This is a genomic window from Burkholderia sp. BDU5, assembly GCF_001522845.1.
Taxonomy (GTDB): Bacteria; Pseudomonadota; Gammaproteobacteria; order Burkholderiales; family Burkholderiaceae; genus Burkholderia; species Burkholderia mayonis.
Genome location: NZ_LOWC01000029.1, coordinates 144,655 through 161,728, shown reverse-complemented (window position 1 = coordinate 161,728; position 17,074 = coordinate 144,655). Strand labels below are relative to the sequence as shown.

General features: G+C 69.5%; 15 protein-coding genes and 1 pseudogene. 9 read left to right on the top strand and 7 right to left on the bottom strand.

Translation table 11 applies throughout. The features are described from left to right. Positions 1-3: 3 nt before the first annotated feature. Complete coding sequence (locus tag WS69_RS05990; protein WP_059469876.1) at positions 4-1,047, bottom strand: ABC transporter ATP-binding protein; 1,044 nt, start codon at positions 1,045-1,047, stop codon at positions 4-6. Positions 1,048-1,051: 4 nt separating this feature from the next. After that, positions 1,052-1,903 carry an ABC transporter permease gene (locus WS69_RS05985; protein ID WP_059469875.1) on the bottom strand — a complete coding sequence of 284 codons (852 nt, stop codon included), beginning with the start codon at positions 1,901-1,903 and terminating at the stop codon, positions 1,052-1,054. 166 nt (positions 1,904-2,069) lie between these two features. On the opposite strand from WS69_RS05985, the gene WS69_RS05980 reads away from it, so the two are divergent. From WS69_RS05980 to WS69_RS05950, 7 genes are all read left to right on the top strand, one after another. Further along, complete coding sequence (locus WS69_RS05980; RefSeq protein WP_059469874.1) at positions 2,070-2,966, top strand: LysR substrate-binding domain-containing protein; 897 nt, start codon at positions 2,070-2,072, stop codon at positions 2,964-2,966. 152 nt (positions 2,967-3,118) lie between these two features. Beyond that, positions 3,119-3,346: a hypothetical protein gene (locus WS69_RS05975; RefSeq protein WP_059469873.1), complete on the top strand. Its 228-nt coding sequence runs from the start codon at positions 3,119-3,121 to the stop codon at positions 3,344-3,346. Positions 3,347-3,841: 495 nt separating this feature from the next. Beyond that, positions 3,842-6,121: a TonB-dependent hemoglobin/transferrin/lactoferrin family receptor gene (locus tag WS69_RS05970; protein ID WP_059469872.1), complete on the top strand. Its 2,280-nt coding sequence runs from the start codon at positions 3,842-3,844 to the stop codon at positions 6,119-6,121. A gap of 56 nt (positions 6,122-6,177) precedes the next feature. After that, a complete protein-coding gene (locus WS69_RS05965; RefSeq protein ID WP_059469871.1) occupies positions 6,178-7,311 on the top strand; it encodes a hemin-degrading factor in 1,134 nt (377 codons plus the stop codon). Beyond that, entirely contained in the window at positions 7,308-8,234 is a 927-nt protein-coding gene (locus tag WS69_RS05960; RefSeq protein WP_059469870.1) for a heme/hemin ABC transporter substrate-binding protein, read from the top strand. The genes WS69_RS05965 and WS69_RS05960 overlap by 4 nt, the downstream gene beginning before the upstream one ends. A 241-nt stretch (positions 8,235-8,475) precedes the next feature. Next, positions 8,476-9,600 carry a FecCD family ABC transporter permease gene (locus WS69_RS05955; RefSeq protein WP_059469869.1) on the top strand — a complete coding sequence of 375 codons (1,125 nt, stop codon included), beginning with the start codon at positions 8,476-8,478 and terminating at the stop codon, positions 9,598-9,600. Between the two features lie 148 nt (positions 9,601-9,748). Next, complete coding sequence (locus WS69_RS05950; protein WP_059469868.1) at positions 9,749-10,567, top strand: heme ABC transporter ATP-binding protein; 819 nt, start codon at positions 9,749-9,751, stop codon at positions 10,565-10,567. A 27-nt stretch (positions 10,568-10,594) separates the two neighbouring features. On the opposite strand, the gene WS69_RS05945 is transcribed toward WS69_RS05950, so the two are convergent. Both WS69_RS05945 and WS69_RS05940 read right to left on the bottom strand, forming a co-directional pair. Beyond that, complete coding sequence (locus WS69_RS05945; RefSeq protein WP_059469867.1) at positions 10,595-11,203, bottom strand: trimeric intracellular cation channel family protein; 609 nt, start codon at positions 11,201-11,203, stop codon at positions 10,595-10,597. A 12-nt stretch (positions 11,204-11,215) separates the two neighbouring features. Then, positions 11,216-13,348, bottom strand: coding sequence for a penicillin-binding protein 1A (locus WS69_RS05940; RefSeq protein WP_059469866.1), 2,133 nt, complete (start codon positions 13,346-13,348; stop codon positions 11,216-11,218). On the opposite strand from WS69_RS05940, the pseudogene WS69_RS35625 reads away from it, so the two are divergent. Continuing rightward, positions 13,337-13,532, top strand: a pseudogene (locus WS69_RS35625) (hypothetical protein). The gene WS69_RS05940 and the pseudogene WS69_RS35625 overlap by 12 nt on opposite strands. Further along, complete coding sequence (locus WS69_RS05935) at positions 13,529-14,425, top strand: HTH-type transcriptional regulator ArgP (protein WP_059469865.1); 897 nt, start codon at positions 13,529-13,531, stop codon at positions 14,423-14,425. The pseudogene WS69_RS35625 and the gene WS69_RS05935 overlap by 4 nt, the downstream one beginning before the upstream one ends. Positions 14,426-14,741: 316 nt before the next feature. On the opposite strand, the gene ltaE is transcribed toward WS69_RS05935, so the two are convergent. The 3 genes from ltaE to WS69_RS05920 form a co-directional block, all read right to left on the bottom strand. Further along, positions 14,742-15,743 carry a low-specificity L-threonine aldolase gene (gene ltaE, locus WS69_RS05930; protein WP_059469864.1) on the bottom strand — a complete coding sequence of 334 codons (1,002 nt, stop codon included), beginning with the start codon at positions 15,741-15,743 and terminating at the stop codon, positions 14,742-14,744. Between the two features lie 182 nt (positions 15,744-15,925). Next, positions 15,926-16,480: a glycine zipper family protein gene (locus WS69_RS05925; protein WP_059469863.1), complete on the bottom strand. Its 555-nt coding sequence runs from the start codon at positions 16,478-16,480 to the stop codon at positions 15,926-15,928. A 15-nt stretch (positions 16,481-16,495) separates the two neighbouring features. Beyond that, positions 16,496-16,840, bottom strand: a complete 345-nt coding sequence (locus WS69_RS05920) for a hypothetical protein (RefSeq protein WP_059469913.1) — start codon at positions 16,838-16,840, stop codon at positions 16,496-16,498. Positions 16,841-17,074 lie beyond the last annotated feature (234 nt).

The window sequence follows — 17,074 nt, the reverse complement described above, 5'->3', positions numbered from 1 at the left end:
CAATCATTGCGCGGCCGTCGCCGCGGGCAGTACGAGCAGATGGCGCGGCTCGATCGCGATGCCGCGCGCGGCGAGCACGCGGCCTTCGCACAGGAGCGGCTCGGCCGCGCCGTGCGGCACGAAGTCGTAGCGATGCGTCGCGCCGAAGTAGCGGACCTCGCCGAGCGCGCCGCCGATGCGGTTCACGCAGTGCTCGGGCGGATCGGGCTCCACGTGCTCGGGACGCACGAGCACGTCGACGTCGGCGCCCGGCCGATGCGCGCCCGTGTCCGCGCATAGCGTCGCGAAGCGCACGTCGACCGTGCCGCTCGACCGCACGCGGCCGCGCACGATCGTCGAGTGGCCGATGAAGCGCGCGACCTGCGTCGACACCGGACGCTCGTACAGGCTGCGCGGCGTGCCGACCTGCAGCACGCGCCCGCCGTCGACGATCGCGACGCGGTCCGCCATGCTGAGCGCCTCGTCCTGATCGTGCGTGACGAACAGCGTCGTCGCGCGGCACGCGCGCTGCAATGCGCGGATCTCGTCGCGAAGCTGATGCCGGATGCCGGCATCGAGCGCGGCGAGCGGCTCGTCGAGCAGCAGCACGGCGGGCTCGATCACGAGTGCGCGCGCGAGCGCGACGCGCTGTTGCTGGCCGCCCGACAGTTGCGTCGTGCTGCGCGCCGCATGCGCGGCCAGGCCCACGCGCTCGAGCATCTCGAGCGCGCGCCGCCTGCGCTCTGCGGCCGTGACGCCGCGCATGCGCAGGCCGTACGCGACGTTGTCGACGACGGACAGATGCGGAAACAATGCGTACTGCTGAAATACCATGCCGACTTCGCGTCGCCATACCGGCACGCCGGCCACGTCGGCGCCGCCGATCGCGATGCGGCCGCTGTAGCCGTTCAGCAGGCCCGCGCTCAGGCGCAGCAGCGTCGATTTTCCGGAACCGCTGCGCCCGATCACGGCGAGCAGCTCGCCGGGCTGCGCGTGCAGCGTGACGGCGTCGACGCCGTGCGCCGCGCCGGGGTAGCTGAAACTGACGTTGTCGAATTCGAGGCTCATGGCTTCACTTCAGTCGTTGCACGGTGTGGATCGATGCGAGCGTCGCGAGCACGGCGAGCAGGAGCAGCACGACAGTCGCCGCGCAGGCGATGCCGGACGCGCCGTAGAACGCCTGCAGCAGCACGACGGGGAAATTGCGATAGCGAAAGCCCGCGATCAGGTTCGATACCTGGAATTCGCCGATCGACAGTGCGGCGACCATCACGAGCCCGGAAAACAGGCTCTGTCGCAAATTGGGCACCACGATCGTGAAGAACTGTCGCAGCGGCGGTGCGCCGAGGGTCGCCGCACAGGCTTCGAGCTTCGCGAGATCGAGATGGCGCAGGTCGCTCAGCAGCGTCTGCAGCAGATACGGCAACGTCAGCACCGCGTGCGCGGCGATCATCAGCGGCAGCGTGCCGAGCCACGGCAGCGCGTCGCCGCCGAAGATCACGATGTAGCCGAAGCCGAGCGTGAGCGCCGGCACGCCGATCGGCGTCAGCATCATGACGCGTGCGGCGATGCCGCGTCCCGCTTGCGCGCGGTGATGCAGCGCGTAGGCGAGCGGCACGCCGACGATCGCGTTGAGCCCACAGCACGCGAGCGCGACGGCGAAGCTCACGCCGAACGCGCGCCGAAAGCTCGAATCGGCGGCCAGCTCGGCGAACCAGCGCCACGTGAAGCCTACCGGCAGCAGCGTATTCGTCCAGCTCTGCCCGACCGAGCCGATCAGCAGCAGCACGATCGGCATCAGCAGATACAGCGCGAACAGCGCGACGATGCCGTTGACGACGACGGCGCCGAACGACGGGCGGCCTTTGCTGCTGCGACGAATCGGAATACCGCCGGCGAGCACCGGGGCGGTAGGTGAGCGCATGGCTGCTCCCATTGGCGACGAAAGGTTGCGATACGCGGGAAGCCCGTCGGAACAGGCGTTTCGCGCATCGTCGTGACGGCCGCCAGTTTGTCCGCGCGACATGGCATCGTCATGAAAAAAACGTACAAACTCCGCATCGCTCTTTGCATCGACGGAACACTTCGCGATGAAGCATCTGTATCCGAACGTCGCCGAGCTGCACGCATTCGCCAGTTCTGCGAAACATCTGAACTTTTCGTACGCGGCGCGCGAGCTCGGCTTGACGCCGAGCGCGGTCAGCCGGCAGATCGCGAGCCTCGAGGCGCTGCTCGGCGTGAAGCTGTTCGTCCGCGAAGGCCGCAACCTCACGCTCACGCGCGCGGGCCAGGTCTATCAGGCGCGCGTCGGCGGACCGCTGCGCGAGATCGGCAACGCATCGCTCGAATTGCTGAGCGCGCGCGAGGACAGCGATCTGCTGACGATCGCGAGCGTGCCGACGTTCACGACGAAATGGCTCGTGCCGCGTCTGACGCGCTTTCTCGAGACCGCGCCCGACGTCACGCTGAGCTTTCGCCGCCATCTCGCGCCAGGCGACCCGTTTCCGTTCGGGCTCGACGCGGCGATCCGCTATGGCGACGGCCGCTGGGAAGGCGTCCAGTGCGACTATCTCGACGGCCGCACGTTTGTGCCAGTGTGCGCGCCGGAATTCGCCGAGCGCTACGCGCTGCGCGCGCCTGCGGACGTTGCGGCCGCGCCGCGGCTCGTGCATGAGCAAGCCGAATGCGCGTGGGTCGCGTGGGCGAACCGACATCGCGTCGCACACATGAACGCGCTCGCCGGCCCACGCTTCGAGCAGTACTCGGTGCTGATCCAGGCCGCGCTGGCGGGGCTCGGGATCGCGCTCGTTCCGGCATTCCTGATTCGCGATCAGCTTGCGTCCGGCACGCTCGCGCAGCCGCTCGACGCGCCTGTCGACGTCGACGAGCAAGGCCACTATCTGTGCTGTGCGCCGGAACGGCTGGAGACGAGCGAGTCGCTGCGGCGTCTGCGCGCGTGGATGCTGAGCGAGTGCGGGCGTGCTTGACGCGACGCGCGCAGGGTCGCCTCGAGCGCAAGGACGTCCGGACGAGACGAATGGGCGCGGAACTCGGCTTTTGCGCGCGACGGACCTAGTATGAAGAGATGGGCGGCCCGCGATCCCGCGGCGCCGCTTTCCCTTCTTCGACGGAGGTCGGCATGAACGTCCAGGCGCTGTCCGGCATGCTTCACGCTCAGGAATTGCTGCTCGTCTCGTTGATTCGCGCGCTTCCGCTCGAAACGCGCCAAATACTCGCCGACGAATTCGACCGGCAGATCCAGCTCGCGGAAACGTCGCATCTCGACGCCCCCCGCGATCGGGAAGCGCACGAGGCGTTTTTGGCGCACGTGCGCAAGCTGCTGATTCGGCTCGAGTCGATGGCGTAAGACGCGAAAACGCGCGCTAGCCGCACCGTCGCGCGCCGCGTCGGTGCGCGCGGACGACGAGCGGGCACACGCCGATCGTCGACGCTCGACTCCCCTGCCGTCCGCGCGAAATCACGCCGGATAGCCGTATCGCGATCCTTGCTCTCCCGCCGCAGACGGATGCCGTTCCGGCCCGCGCTACATGCGGCCCCGCGCGCGCTCAACCTCGAAGCTGCCTACCGAGACAGACCGTTAGTTGCGTATAACATCGCCACCGAGACGAGCGGTACGGCCATGCACGTCACATCCGCCGATTTCCCGTGCGGCGCACAACTCGCTTTCTCCAATTGAATTGCGAATGATTCTCAATTACAATTCACATTCGTTTCAACGAACATTTCCTTTCATCCTGCCCGCGCCGTGAACGGCGCGCGGGCGCCAGCCAGGTGCACGCGTCACCCAGCCAGCCTCCGGGCTAATTCGTCACTGGGAGACCCAACCGTGCATCAACCTCTGTTGGCGCGGCGGCCGCTTCGCGCCGTGCTGTTCGGCGCTTTCGGCATCTATGCGGCAGCCGCGCGCGCCGCAAGCGCCGCTTCCGAACCTGCTGCCGTCTCCGCACCGCCGTCCGCGGCATCCGCATCGCATGCAGCGATCGCGGCCGCGCGCATCGACGCGCAATCGCTCGATCCGATCACCGTCACCGCGACGCGCACCGCGTCGGCGGCGAGCCGCACCGCGGCGAGCGTATCGGTGATCACCGATTCGGACCTCGAAGAGCAGCAATCCGACAACATCAAGGACGCGCTGCGCTACGAGCCGGGCGTCACCGTGCGCCGCACCGCGTACCGCCCGGCGACCGCCGCGCTCGGCGGCGGCCGCGACGGCGATTCGAGCATCAACATTCGCGGCCTCGAGGGCAACCGCGTGCTGCTGATGGAAGACGGCATCCGGCTGCCGAGCGCGTTCTCGTTCGGTCCGCTCGAAGCGGGCCGCGGCGACTACGCCGATCTCGATACGCTGAAGCGCATCGAGATCCTGCGCGGCCCGGCATCGTCGCTATACGGCAGCGACGGCCTGACGGGCGCCGTCAACTTCATCACGAAAGATCCGTCCGATCTGCTGTCGATCTATCGGAAGAAGACCTACTTCTCGTTCCGGCCGAGCTACGACTCGGTCGACCGCAGCGTCGGCGCGGCCGTGGCGGCGGCGGGCGGCAACGATCGCGTCCAGGGGATGCTGATCGCGTCCGGCCGCCGCGGCCACGAGGTCGACACGCGCGGCGGCGACAACTCCGCAAGCACGAAACGCACGACCGCGAATCCTCAGGATGTCTACACGGAATCGCTGCTCGGCAAGCTGACGATCACGCCGACGTCGCGGGACACGTTCAAGTTCACCGCCGAGACGGTGCGGCGCCGGATCGACACGAACGTGCTGTCGGCGATCAACCCGCCGACGACGCTCGGTCTCGCCGCGCACGACAAGCTCGAGCGCAACCGCTTCAGTATCGATTACGACTTCCGCGACGACGCCGCGCGCTGGTTCCAGACCGCGCACGTGCAGTTCTACTATCAGGAGTCGAAACAGGATCAGGACTCGTTCGAGACGCGCGGCGGCAGCCTGTCGTCGCGTTCGCGCTCGAACCACTACAGCGAGCGCGCGTTCGGCGGCTCCGCGTTCGCCGAGAGCGGCTTCTCGACCGGACCGTTCGCGCACAAGCTGCTGTACGGCGTCGACGGCAGCATCGACCGCATCAAGAGCCTGCGCGACGGCACCGTCGCGAGTCCCGGCGAATCGTTCCCGAACAAGGCGTTTCCGGATACCGACTACACGCTGTTCGGCGCGTTCGTGCAGGATCAGATCGGCTTCGGCAAGCTGCTCGTCACGCCGGGCCTGCGCTTCGACGCGTATCGGCTGAGCCCGACGACGGGCGATCCGCTCTTTACCGGCAAGACGGTCAGCTCGAGCGATCACGAGCTGTCGCCGCGCGTGTCGGTGCTGTACCAGGTGACGCCCGCGCTGATTCCGTACGTGCAATACGCGCACGGCTTCCGCACGCCGACGCCCGATCAGGTCAACAACAGCTTCTCGAATCCGTTGTACGGCTACACTTCGATCGGGAATCCGAACTTGAAGCCCGAGACGAGCGACACGTTCGAAGCGGGCCTGCGCGGCACGCTCGGCACGGGCTATGGGCCGATGCGCTACAGCGTCGCCGCCTTCACCGGCCGCTATCGCAACTTCATCTCGCAGCGCACGATCGGCGGCAGCGCCCGGCCAAACGATCCGCTCGTGTTCCAGTACGTGAACTTCGCGAACGCGCGCATTCACGGCTTCGAAGGACGCGCGGAATGGGTGATGCCGAACGGCTTCACGCTGAAGACCGCGATGGCGTTCACGAAGGGCACGACGCAGGACAACGGCGCGGCGAGCGAGCCGCTCGACACGGTCAATCCGTTTTCCGCCGTGTTCGGCGTGCGCTACGAGCCGAGCGAGCGCTGGTTCGCACAGGCCGACCTGCTGTTCCAGGCGGGCAAGCGCGGCCGCGACGTGGCTTCGGACGCGTGCCAGAAGAAGAGCTGCTTCACGCCGCCGTCGTCGTTCGTCGTCGACCTGCGCGGCGGCTATCGCTTCAACAAGCACGTGAGCGCCTATCTCGGCATTCACAACCTGTTCGACCGCAAGTACTGGAACTGGTCGGACGTGCGCGGCATCGCCGCCGATTCGAACGTGCTCGACGCATACACCGCTCCGGGCCGCAGCGTCGCGGTCAGCATGAAGGTGGATTTCTGATGCGGCCCGCACGCCTTTTTCCCTTCCGGCCAATCCGCCAATCGAGGATCTCCGACATGATGAACACCGCCGCTCCCGCCTCTTCGTCGAACCGCGCGCTCGCGCCGGACGAACTGCGCGACGCGTTCCTGCACCTGAAGGAAACCCGCAAGCTGCGCAACCGCGACGTCGCGCAATTGCTCGGCATCAGCGAAGGCGAGGCGCTCGCGGCGTTCGCGGGCGAGCGCGTCGTGCGGCTCGAGCCGAGCTTCGTCGAATTGTTCGAAGAGATGCCGCGCCTGGGCGGCGTGATGGCGCTCACGCGCAACGCGGCCGCCGTGCACGAGAAGGACGGCGTGTTCGAGCAGATGAGCCATGACGGCCCGGTTGGGCTCGCGCTCGGCGCGATCGATCTGCGGATCTTCTACCGCAACTGGGCGGCGGGCTTCGCCGTCTACGAGCCGACCGCGCACGGCGTGATGAAGAGCCTGCAGTTCTTCGACGCGCAAGGCGACGCGGTGCACAAGGTCTATCTGCGCAAGCACAGCGATCACGACGCGTTCGACGCGTTCGTGTCGCGCTGGCGGATGCCGGTGCAATCGCCTGCGTTCGCGGTCGAGCCCGCGCCCCCTGCGTTCGTCGAGCGGCCCGACGGCGAGATCGACGCGGCGGCCCTGCGCGACGCGTGGGACGCGATGACCGACACGCACCAGTTCCATGGCGTCGTGCGCCGCTTCGGTGTCGCGCGCACGCAGGCGCTGCGGCTCGCCGGCACGACGCGCGCGCATCGCGTCGCGACCGACGCAATGCGGCGCGTGCTCGAACGCGCCGTGCAGACGCGGCTGCCGATCATGGTGTTCGTCGGCAATCGCGGGATGATCCAAATCCATACCGGTCCCGTCACGAACATCCGCCGGATGGGTGCGTGGATCAACGTGCTCGACGGGGATTTCAACCTGCATCTGCGCGAGGATCTCGTCGCGTCCGCGTGGGCCGTGAGAAAGCCGACGAGCGACGGCATCGTCACGTCGATCGAGCTGTTCGACGCAGCGGGCGACAACATCGCGATGCTGTTCGGCGCACGCAAGCCGGGACAGCCGGAGCTGGCAGGCTGGCGCGAACTGGTGGGCGCGCTGCCGACGATCGATGCCGCAAGCGCGACGGGCGCGGCGAACGTCCCCGGCGTGACCGATACCGAGGTCGCGCGATGAGCCAGTCGTCGCGCATCGATGCACGCCGTCGCGCATGGCTCGCGGGCACGGGCGCGCTCGTGTTCGCGGCCGCGCATCCGGGCGCGTTCGCGCGCTCGCCGGCGAGTGTGCCGCCGAAGCGCGTCGTCGCGGTCGGCGGCGCGCTCGCCGAAACGATCTACGCGCTGGGCGGCGCGCGAACCACGCGCTACGAGCTCGTCGGCACGGACACCACCTGCACGTACCCGGACGCCGCGCGGCGCTTGCCGAAGATCGGCTATCAACGCACGTTGTCCGCGGAAGGATTGCTGTCGCTTCGGCCCGATCTCGTGCTCGCTTCGGCGGAGGCCGGACCGCCCGCCGCGCTCTCGCAACTGAAGAGCGCCGGCGTGGCCGTCACGACATTCGACGAGGCGCACGACGTCGAATCCGTGCGCCGCAAGATTCGTGGAATCGCGCAGGCACTTTCGCTACAGAGCGCGGGCGACATGCTGCTCGCACGCTTTGATCGCGACTGGCTCGCGGCGCGCGCGGCGGTCGACGCCACACCGCCCCGCGCGTCGCAGCGCACGCCTGCGCGCGTGCTGTTCGTGCTCAATCACACAGGCAACCAGGCGCTCGTCGCCGGCCAGCAGACGGCCGCCGACGCGATGATCCGCTACGCGGGCGCGCACAACGCGATGCAGGGATTCGATCGCTACAAGCCGCTGACCGCCGAATCGCTCGTCGCGTCGGCGCCCGATGTCGTGCTGATCTCGGACGAGGGTCTGCAGGCGGTCGGCGGACGCGATGCGCTCCTCGCGACGCCCGGCTTCGCGGCGACGCCGGCCGGACGCGCGCGGCGCGTCGTCTCGCTCGACGCGCTGTTCCTGCTCGGCTTCGGACCGCGTCTGCCGCAGGCGGTCGCCGCGTTGCAGCGCCGGTTGAATCGCGTGCTGGCTTGAGCATGCGAGATCGACGATGCTCGCATCGATTCGCCGCGACGAGCCGCGTCGCGCGGCGATCGCTCGCGATCGTTCGGTTTCCTGAATTCGTCGCCATGCCTGCCGCCGTCCGATCCGACGCAATCGGTTCGCGCTGTTTCGCGCGCTGCGAAGCAGCCGCCGCCGTACGGCACGCGATGCCTATCGGCCACTTCGCACGTGCGTCGACAGAATCGCAATCTATCCCATTCGATCCTCCACGATGAACATCGCCACCCGTTCTCCGTCGGTCGATCCGACGCCTGCCGCGCTCCGCCCGGCATTCGCGCCATCGACCGTCGCCGCCTTCCGCCGACGGCGCGCCGTGTGGACACTCGCCATCCTGATCGCCGCACTCGCCGTCGCATCGATCGCCGCGCTCTGTGTCGGCGCATTCCGGCTCGCGCCCGCGCAATTGTTCGACGCGCTCGCCGCGCCCGACGCACGGCTCGCGAGCGATCCCGCGCTGCGTCAGGCGCGCGCGGTGCTGCTGGATATCCGCGCGCCGCGCGTCATGCTGGCGCTGCTCGTCGGCGCCGGCTTCGGCGCAGCGGGTGCCGCGATGCAGGCGCTCTTTCGCAACCCGCTCGCCGATCCGGGCCTGATCGGCGTGTCGAGCGGCGCGGCGCTCGGCGCGTCGGCGCTGATCGTGCTCGGCCCGCTCGTCGCCGCCGCGCCGGTCGCGCTCGGCTTCCTGCCGGTCGCCGCATTCGCCAGCGCACTCGCGGTCGCGGCGATCGTCTATCGGCTCGCTATCACGCGCGACCGCCTCGCACTGCCGCTGCTGCTGCTCGCCGGCATTGCGATCAACGCGCTCGCGGGCGCGGCGATCGGCCTCCTCACTTACGTCGCCGACGATACGCAGTTGCGGTCGCTGACGTTCTGGAGCCTCGGCAGCGTCGGCGGCGCGCAGTGGCGCATGATCGCCGCCGTCGCACCATTCGCACTCGTCGGCTGCGCGCTGCTCGCGGGCGAGCGGCACGCGCTGAACGCGCTGCAGCTCGGCGAAACGGAGGCGCTGCATCTCGGCGTGCCGGTGCAGCGCGTGAAGCGGCGCGTGCTCGTCGGAACGGCGATGTGCGTCGGCGCGCTCGTGTCGTGCACCGGCGTGATCGGCTTCATCGGGCTCGTCGCGCCGCATTGCGTGCGGCTCGCAGCCGGCCCCGATCAGCGGATCATGATGCCGGGCGCGGCGCTGCTCGGCGCGCTCCTCGCGGTCGCCGCCGATCTCGCCGCAAGAACGCTCGCCGCGCCTGCCGAGATTCCGCTCGGCATCCTGACCGCGCTGATCGGCGCACCGTTCTTTCTCGCACTGCTGTGGAAGCGGCGCGGCGCACTGGGAGCATGACGTTGCGAGCCGAATCTCATCATCGAAATTTCGCAGGCCTGCGCACACGCCGCTCGTTCGGCCGCAACGAAACGATCTCGATCGCGGGCGCGCACGCTGCTTCGCGAACGGCCATGCCGAGCCGCGCACCGACACCGAATCGAATGCCATGCTGATTGCCGATCGTCTTCACGTCGCACGCGCAGGCGGCGTCATCCTTCGCGACCTGTCGATCCGGATCGCGCCCGGCTGCGTCACCGCACTGCTCGGGCGCAACGGCGCTGGCAAGAGCACGCTGCTCAAGGTGCTCTCGGGCGACTTGCGGATCGGCGGCGCGGCGCGCGGCGCGACCGTCCGCGGCGACGTCACGCTGAACAGCGAGCCCGTCCACCGGATCGACGCACCGCGCCTCGCGCGGTTGCGCGCGGTGCTTCCTCAAGCGTCGCAGCCCGCATTTCCGTTCAGCTCGCTCGAAATCGTGCTGCTCGGCCGCTATCCGCATACGCGCCGCACCGGCGCGCTCGCGCTTGAAGACAGCGAAATCGCGTCGCAGGCGCTGGCGCTCGCGGGCGCGTCGACGCTCGGCGCGCGCGACGTCACGACACTGTCGGGCGGCGAGCTCGCACGCGTGCAGTTCGCGCGCGTGCTCGCGCAGCTCTGGCCATCCGGCGAATCGGCGAGCGCGCCCCGCTACCTGCTGCTCGACGAGCCGACCGCCGCGCTCGATCTCGCGCATCAGCATCAATTGCTCGACACGGTTCGACGCCTGTCGCGCGACTGGGGAATCGGCGTGCTGACGATCGTCCACGATCCGAATCTCGCCGCACGTCACGCGGATCGCATCGCGATGCTCGCGGACGGTGCGATCGTCGCCGACGGCACACCCGCCGACGTGCTGCGTCCGGACCTGATCGAACGCTGTCACGGATTTCGCGTGCGGCTCGTCGATGCGGGCGACGGCACGGCGCCCGTCATCGTGCCAGCATGAGCGGCCGCCGCGCATGCGGCGCCGGCGTCAGCCGGCGTCGGCCGTATGGAATGCCTTCAAGCGCCAGCCGCGCCGCACCGCAAGCATCCGGACCGCGAACCCTACGACCAGCGCGACGACGGTCGCGACGCCACCCGCCGCGCCGAGCGCTTTCAGCCCGACATACAGCGCGCCCGTCAGCAACGCGATGCTCGCGTACAGCTCCCTGCGCAGCACGAGCGGCATCTCATTGCAAAGCAGGTCGCGCAGCATCCCGCCGCAGACGCCGGTGATCGCGCCCGCGAGCACGATCACGGTCGGGCTATCGTTCACCGTCGCCGCGACGTCGCAGCCGATGATCGAGAACGCCGCGAGTCCGAGCGCGTCGACCGTCGTGAACAGCGACTTCAGCCGCGCGACGTGCGTCGCCGTCATCGACGCGAACGTCGCCGCGGCGAGCGTCAGCAGCAGGTATTCGGGGTGTGCGACCCAGGTCAGCGGATAGCGGCCGAGCAGCACGTCGCGCACGGTGCCGCCGCCCAGCGCGGTCACCGCGCCGACGAGCGCGAGGCCGAACCGGTCCATCCCGCGCTGCATGCCCATCAGCGCGCCCGACATCGCTTCCGCGACGATCGCGATCAAGTAGAGCGTATGCATGCGTGTCCTCGCTCAATCTTCCGTACGGAACAGTTCGAGCACGCGCGCGCGCTCGGCCGCGTCGACGGCGGGCGGCGCCGGCGCGCCCGCCGCCACGCCGGCCGGTGCGTCGCCGTCCGCCGACGCGCGTCGCGCCGCGTCGCATGCGAACGGGCTGCGCACGAACGGCGGCAGCGCCGGCGTGCACTTGCCGCCCGCGTATTCGGCGTAGACGTAATCACCGTCGACGAGCGCGACGTCCGCGGGGGGCGTGCGCTCGATCGCCTGGCGGCCGTCGATCGCCCCCTTCATGTAGTCGACCCACACGGGTAGCGCAAGCGACGCGCCCGTCGCGCGCCCGAGGCTGCGCGGCGCATCGTAGCCCATCCAGACGACCGATACGACGCCCGACGAGTAGCCGCCGAACCAGACGTCCTTCGAGCCGTTCGACGTGCCGGTCTTGCCTGCGGCATCGGAACGATTCAGCGCGAGCGCGCGGCGCGCGGTGCCGTGGCGCACGACGTCGCGCAGCATGCTGTCCATCACGAACGCGTTGCGCTCGGACACGACGCGCACGCCCGCCGTCGGCTGCGCGTCGAACAGCACGCCGCCGTGCCGCTGTCGGACCGATTCGACGAGTCGCGGCTCCATCCGCACGCCCTGGTTCGCGAACACCGCATACGCGCTCGCGACCTGAAGCGGCGTCGCCGCGCCCGCGCCGAGCGCGAGCGGCAGCGACGCGGGATTGCGCTGCGGCTCGAAGCCGAAGCGAACCGCGTGCTGCTGGACGAAGTCCGGCTGCGCCGCCTGCATCAGGCTGACCGCGACGAGGTTTTTCGAGCGCATCAACCCGCGCCGCACCGGAATGAAGCCTTCGTAGTTGTTGCCGAAGTTGCGCGGCCGCCACGGATTCGCGCCGGTTTCGTCGCGCGACAGCGTGCGCTGCGTATCGTCGATGAGCACCCCGGGGAACATGCCCTTTTCCAGCGCGGCCGAATAGACGAACGGCTTGAAGCTCGAGCCGGGCTGCCGATATGCCTGCAGCGCATGGTCGAACGCATTGCGCGCGAAATCCGCGCCGCCCGCGAGCGCAAGGATGTCGCCCGTCGCCGCGTCGACCGACACGAGCGCGCCTTCGAGCGCGTCCTTCGCGTCACGCCGGCCGCCGCGTGTGAGGCCGCGCGCGAGCACTGCCTCGGCCGCGCGCTGATCGCGCATCGCGATCGTCGTCGTCACGTCGAGGCCGAGCGTGTAGGCGTCGTCGTGGAAACGCTCGACCATCATCCGGCGCGCGCGCTCGGCGACATACGGCGCGGCGACGATGCCGGGCGGCGGCGTGGTCGCGAGCGCGATCGGCGCGCCCGCGGCCTGCCGGTACGCGGCTTCATCGAGATAACCGAGCGCGCGCATGCGGCCGAGCACGTAATTGCGGCGCGTGGTCGCGCGCGCCGGATTGACGACCGGATTGAACGCCGACGGCGCCTTCGGCAAGCCGGCGAGCACCGCCACCTCGCCCGGCGTCAGCGCATCGAGCGGCTTGCCGAAGTAGACGGACGCGGCAGCCGCGAACCCATACGCGCGCTCGCCGAGATAGATCTCGTTCATGTACAGCTCGAGCAGCTTGTCCTTGCTGTATGCGCGTTCGAGCTTGTACGACATCAGGATCTCGGCGAGCTTGCGGCTCAGCACCTTGTCGCGCGTGAGGAAGAAGTTGCGTGCGACCTGCATCGTGATCGTGCTGCCGCCCTGCCCCGGCTGGCCGGTGACGACGTTCGCGAACGTCGCGCGCGCGAGACCGCCGACGTCGACCGCGCCATGCGTATAGAACTGCGCATCCTCGGCGGCGAGCAGCGCGTGCCGAACGAGCAGCGGCATGCGTTCGAGCGGCACGAACTCGCGGCGCTCGACGCCGTATTCGGCGAGCAGCTCGCCGTCGCGCGAGAAGATCCGCAGCGGCAGCGCCGGCCGATAGACGGCGAGCGGTTCGACGGACGGCAACTGCGTCCAGATGCGCTGCAGCGTCCACGTGCCGACCGCGCCGACCGCGATCGCCGCGCCGACCAGCAGGCCCGCCAGCGTGCGGAAATAGCGGCGGCGCCGCGTCGCGGACCCTTGCGGTGGCGTCGGCGTGGTCTCCGGCGTCGAATTCGGCGTGTGATCGATCATTTCGAAATCCTTCCTTTACAGATGCGGCATGCGGGCATCGCGCGGATGTTGCAGTGCACGAAGCGCACGCGCGCATTGTCCGGGGAGGATCTCGATGTCGGTACAATATTTAGCCTAAGTTGATTACGCTAAATTTTATTCAGGAAGCCGCTTCTCCCGGCGGCACGACGCGAGCGACAGATGACGATCGATCCGAAACAAGCGGCGGCGCTGCTCGCCGTCGCCGATACCGGCAGCTTCGAGCAGGCGGCGTCGCGGCTGCACGTGACCGCTTCGGCCGTCACGCAGCGCGTTCGCGCGCTCGAGACGAGCCTCGGCGCGCCGCTCTTGCTGCGCACCCGGCCGTGCCGGCCGACCGCCGCCGGCCAGCGCGTGCTGCAGCACCTGCGCCGCATGGCGCTCCTGCAAGCGGATCTGCAAGCCGATCTCGCCGACGAACGCGGCTCGGCGATCGCGGTCGCGATCGCGCTCAATTCGGACAGCCTGGGCTCGTGGTTCCTGCCAGCGCTGACGTCGGTGCTCGCGGGCGAGCGCATGCTGTTCGAGCTGCTCGTCGAGGATCAGGATCACACGTTCGCGCTGCTCGAAAACGGGATGGTGATCGGCTGCGTGACGACCGAGAGCAAGCCGATGCGCGGCTGCGTCGTGGCGCCGCTCGGCACGATGCGCTATCGCCTGCTCGCGTCGAAGGAATTCGCCGCACGCTGGTTTCCGCGCGGCCTCACGCGCACGAGCGCCCGGCAGGCGCCCGTCATCGCGCACAGCCGGCGCGACGCGCTTCAGCTGTCGTTCCTGAAGGGCAAGCTCGGCCTGCCGGAAGGCGCGTTTCCGTGCCACTACGTGCCGGGCACGCATGCGCACTTCGCCGCCGTGCGGCACGGGCTCGGCTACGCGATGGTGCCCGAGCTGCTCGCAGGCGGCAGGCCGCTCGACCAGCAGGGCCTGGTCGACCTCGCACCGGCGCATCCGCAGGATGTCGCACTCTACTGGCATGCGTGGAAAGTGCAGTCGCCGAGCATGCAGTCGCTGTCGGCGCGCGTCGTCGACGCCGCGCGTGATCTGCTGCGATCCGCTTGAGCGTGCGCGCGCGGCGAACGTGACGGCACGCGCGCCGTCGGCTTGACTGCGCGAACGTGCAGGAACGGGTTTCGGAAACCTCGCCAGGCCGATGTCGAGCGCTTGCAGGCGGGGCGACCGGCGGCGGCATCGCGACGAATGCGGGCGTGTCGAGGGCGTCGCGGTGAACGCCGTGGCCGGCACGTGCGCGCCGGGTCCGGGCGTTGGCGTTGGCTTACCAACAAGCAGCGGGGCGCGACGCGCCATCGGCCGCTCCTGTCGACAACGGACCGCCAGCCCACCCGAGCGCCCCGCTTCGCCGAGCGGCTCCAGCCCGCTATGCGAAGTACGCCTTCACCGCGTCGACGAACGTATCGATGTCGTCGCGCGACACGTCGCAGTGCGTGACGAAGCGCGTCGAATACAGCATCTGCGTGAGAATCCCGCGCGCCTCGAGCCACGCTTCGAGCGGCGCGCAATCGGCTTCGGGAATCTGCGCGAACACCATGTTCGTCGCCTGCGACAGCACCTTCACCGGCCCGATCTGCGCGAGCCCTCGGGCGAGGCGCTCGGCGTTCGCGTGATCGTCGGCCAGGCGCTCGACGTTGTGCTCGAGCGCGTACAGGCACGCCGCCGCGAGCACGCCCGCCTGCCGCATCCCGCCACCCAGCACCTTGCGCCAGCGGTGCGCGCGGTCGATCAGCGCGCGGCTGCCGACGAGCACCGAGCCGACCGGCGCGCCGAGTCCCTTCGAAAAACAGATCGAGATCGAATCGAACGGCGCGCACAGCTCGGCGATCGTGCGGCCCGACGCGACCGCCGCGTTGCACACGCGCGCGCCGTCGAGATGCGTCGCGAGCCCGCGGCCGCGCGCGAGGGCGACCGCTTCGTCGACGTAGCCTTCGGGCAGCACCTTGCCGCCGATCGTGTTCTCGAGCGCGAGGAGGCGCGAGCGCGCGAAGTGATCGTCGATCGGCTTGATCGCGGCCGCGATCTTGTCGAGCGGCAGCGTGCCGTCCGCGGCGTTCTCGATCGGCTGCGGCTGGATGCTGCCGAGCACCGCCGCTCCGCCGCCTTCGTACTTGTACGTGTGCGCGGCCTGGCCGACGATGTACTCGTCGCCGCGCTCGCAATGCGACATCAGCGCGGCGAGATTGCTCTGCGTGCCGCTCGGAAAGAACAGCGCCGCCTCCTTGCCCGCGCGCTCGGCGACGACGGCTTGCAGGCGCGCGACGGTCGGATCGTCGCCCCATACGTCGTCGCCCACTTCGGCGGCCGTCATTGCGGCCAGCATCGGCGCGCTCGGGCGCGTCACGGTATCGCTGCGTAAATCGATCATTCGAGGTTCCGTCCGAGTCGTCAGGTCGAAGAAACGCCGCCCCGACGCGGGGCGGCGGAAACCCGAGTGTACGCAATCCGGCTCCCGGCCGCAGCGCGTGCCATGCGACGGAGCGCACGCCGATCCGGCGAATCGAGCGATCGCGGCTCGACGCGCCGCCTCGGGGCGCGCGCCGCGCACGCTCAATACGCGCCGGGCGGCGGAGGCGGCGGCGAACCGGGCGGCGGCGGCGGCGTGTTCGGCGCGTAGCCGCCGCCTTCGTAGCCGCCGTAACCGTCATAGCCGCGACTGACACGCCCCGGCACCGGCACGCGGTCGCCCGCTGCATACATGCACTGCAGGTACGCGTAGTCGTACCGGCGCTGCACGTCGTAGGCGGAACCCTGAGCCGCGCCCACGCCGAGCACGCTGCCCGCGAGCAGCCCCGCCCCTGCGCCGACCGCCGCGCCGCGGCCGCCGTCGAACGCCGCGCCCGCCGCCGCGCCGAGGGCGGTGCCGACGGCCGCACTACCGAGCGCGCTCGCCGTCGATGCCTGGTTCGCACTCACGCCGCCCACCTGCCCGAACGCGAACTGCCGGCAATTCGCGTCGTCGGCGCGGAACTGGTCGAATGTCTTGCCGGTGCCCGGCAGCGCCATCACGCTCGGCCCCGTCGGCACGACCGCGCACGCACTCAACAGGCTCGCCGATGCGACGAGCAGCGCCCGCCTCGCATAGTGATCGATCGGATTGGTCATCTTCGTCGCATCCTTTTATTGCGGCCGGGCCGGCACCTTGCGCCAGCCGGACGCGCACTGCTTCACGTTCGGGTAATAGGCGTTCGACGCGTCGCAGTAGTACCAGAAGCCGTCGCCGCGCCCAGGGGCGGCCGCGCCCGCCCGGCCTTCGCCCTGTCCTTGCTCGATATACTCCGGCGGCGGCGCGGGCTCGACCGGCACCACCACGACGGGCGGCGGATAGTAGTAGTACGGAACGGGCGCGTAGTAATACGGGTAACCGGGCCCGATGTAGACGCCGACCCGCGCCGCCTGCGCGGCGCCGCTCGCGCACGCGGCCGCCGCGACCGCGACGCCGAACACAATCTTCAATTTGCTCACATGTCTCTCCGCCACTTCGACGCAGGATCGTCCCGCGCCGGATTTCGACATGAGCAAGCTATGCCGAATGCGCGGCGATTTCAACGCACACGGCGGCGAGCGGTCTTGCCGTACGTTACATATGTGACGAAACGGGCCGCTCGAACCGTCTCGCGACACTGGCTTTCGTTACGCGGTAATGTCCGGCAACGAAGATGCACGCGATGCGCCCGCTGCCGTTCCGGACGCGGCGCG